The 2393-nt window shown below is 39.9% G+C and carries 2 protein-coding genes and 1 pseudogene; 2 read left to right on the forward strand and 1 reads right to left on the reverse strand.

Annotated elements, in window-relative coordinates:
• A pseudogene (locus IEY42_RS22770) lies at positions 1-134 on the reverse strand (IS982 family transposase); the annotation flags it as partial.
• A 354-nt stretch (positions 135-488) separates the two neighbouring features.
• On the opposite strand from IEY42_RS22770, the gene IEY42_RS21925 reads away from it, so the two are divergent.
• Together IEY42_RS21925 and IEY42_RS21930 are read left to right on the forward strand one after the other, a co-directional pair.
• Positions 489-1769 (forward strand): hypothetical protein, encoded by a 1281-nt coding sequence (locus IEY42_RS21925; RefSeq protein ID WP_188927286.1) that lies wholly within the window; start codon positions 489-491, stop codon positions 1767-1769.
• A gap of 86 nt (positions 1770-1855) precedes the next feature.
• Complete coding sequence (locus IEY42_RS21930; RefSeq protein ID WP_188927287.1) at positions 1856-2095, forward strand: hypothetical protein; 240 nt, start codon at positions 1856-1858, stop codon at positions 2093-2095.
• Positions 2096-2393: the final 298 nt, after the last annotated feature.

The raw sequence follows: 2393 nt of genomic DNA on the forward strand, positions 1-2393 counted from the left end.
ACTTCTGCAGGAGAAAGGCGACAAGCTCTGTTGCGCTTCATTTCACCATTTTCAAGCAGTATGAGCTGCCAATGTGGGATAAATAAGTGACAGAAATCATCGACATCACAGTAGGTTTCAACTAATTTATTCATGCTCGTTCCTTTTTCTAATCACTTTTGGTCGAATGATCGGATCAAGGAACGAGCATTTAGTTCCTTTGGGGAGCTAATTTCTTATCCGAAGCTCAGGTTAATCAATAAGTTAAAAGGGCAACTTTAATTTTTTGCCCTTCAATAAGCTGTTATGGCAGGGTAACCGCATGAGTGTGCGTTTTTTGTTCACAATGAATAGTATCAATACAGAACTACTTCCAATCACTCATGAAATGATAACGTTCTGAACAAATGTAGTTTTAAAAATATACTGAATCTGTTCGTAAAATGTTCACGTTCTCGCCCTGGCTGTTATGGCTTTACTACAAATAAGTTCTAAATAGGAGAAGGATTTTGATCGAGAAAACGCATGCGGTAGATGAAGTGTTCGGAATAAATCGAGATCTTCCTCTAAATTATGTTGATAGGGAAAGTGCGGATACAGTTCTAATAAATAACCTTGCACGACGTCAGCATTTGGTCATCTACGGTAGTTCGAAACAAGGCAAGACCTCCCTAAGAAAGCACTGCCTAAATGACAATGACTATGTTGTGGTTCATTGCTCAAATAAGTGGGGGTTGGAACATGTTCATGAAGCCATACTAAAGCAAGCTGGGTTCGAGTTGACAGTTTCCACTACCTTAGCAACCTCGGGAAAACAGAAGATATTTGCAAAAATAAAAGCTGGCATCTGGGGGGCTGCAGCAGAGGGTGGTGCCGAAGCAGAGAGAGCCGAGGAAGAAGGCATTACGAAAGCACCGCTTGAATTAGATCCGCTTGATGTAAATGACATCATTTCAACCTTGGAAAAAATTGGTTTTAAAAAATATATTGTTTTAGAGGATTTCCATTATTTGCCAGTTGACACGCAAAAAGATTTTTCAGTCGCCTTGAAGGCATTCCATGAGAATTCAGAATTTTGTTTTATTATTATTGGTGTCTGGCTTGAAGAGAACCGCCTCAGCGTATACAACGGCGATCTTACCGGAAGGCTTTTACCTATTAATGCTGATAAATGGACACCGGATGAACTCGGGAAAGTTATTTCAGATGGGGAAGCTTTACTTAATATATCGTTTACTGAAGATTTTAAGGCTGAATTATTGTCGTCATGCTATGAAAGTGTCTATGTGGTTCAGGAAACATGCCACCAATGCTGTTTAAAAGAAAATGTATTCAATACACAGCAAGATCATCGTGAAATTGGCAACGCTGTGAATTGTTCTGACATTGTGAGTCAAGTTGTAAATCAACAAGGTGGTAGATTTAATTCATTTCTAACGCAGTTTTCTGAAGGTTTTCAAGATACTGTTCTCGAAATGCACAAGTGGTTACTATACCCGGTTTTGACTGCAACCGATGAACAGATTGATAAAGGGTTTAAACAAGCTGAGATTAGAAATACTTTGCAGCAAGTTCACCCTAGAGGTGCTGAGCTAAACTCAGGAAACGTGACTCAGTCACTTCAGTCGCTAACCTCCTTGCAGATTAAAAAAGACATTAAACCGCTAGTTCTAGACTATGATCAGACTAACTTAAGGCTCAACATCGTAGATAAAAGCTTCCAGATCTGGCTATCCAGACAAGATCGGAACGAACTACTTGATTTAATTGGCTTGACAAAAATGCCATAACAAAGTGCTTCTAGGGGCTTTTCTACGCTATGCTTCGGCAAGCGCCAGAGCGCGGCGTTAGGTGTTTCGGTAAGTGGAGTTTACAAATGTCAGAATCTAAGAGTATGTTCAGTTGTGATTTATGCAGCGCAAATTTCCAAATGGGTCCTCATTTATACGAAGGTAAAATTATACCTACCTATGGAGTTCAAGTCTGTAATACTTGTTACCAAGTAAATTGGGATGGTTGGGCTCCACATTTTGAAAGTAAAATTATTGAAATTGCAAAATCAAAAGACTTGCCTATTCCCAACCGAAATGATGATGGCTGGTTACCTAGAGATTAGTGAAAAACACCTAATCGGGTATCCGGAGGTATCTAGCCTCCAGCCCCCACACCACCCTGCATGCGGCTCCGAACAGGACGGTTCATTTAAATTATTGGGGTCAAATTTAAAATTTAAAATTTAGTGTAAAAATTTAGTGGGGTCAGGGTCAGGGTAAACTTTAATAAAAAGGTAACTTTTAACCCGCTTTTGTCCATTTTTAAGTTGGCTCGGCCAACACATTTCTGCCCCACTCCCCCCCTGTGTCAGGATAGTTGTCGCCTCAGTTTTTCATAAAAATAAAACAGGGAGCGGTAAG

This window comes from Shewanella algicola (assembly GCF_014648035.1).
Taxonomy (GTDB): Bacteria; Pseudomonadota; Gammaproteobacteria; order Enterobacterales; family Shewanellaceae; genus Shewanella; species Shewanella algicola.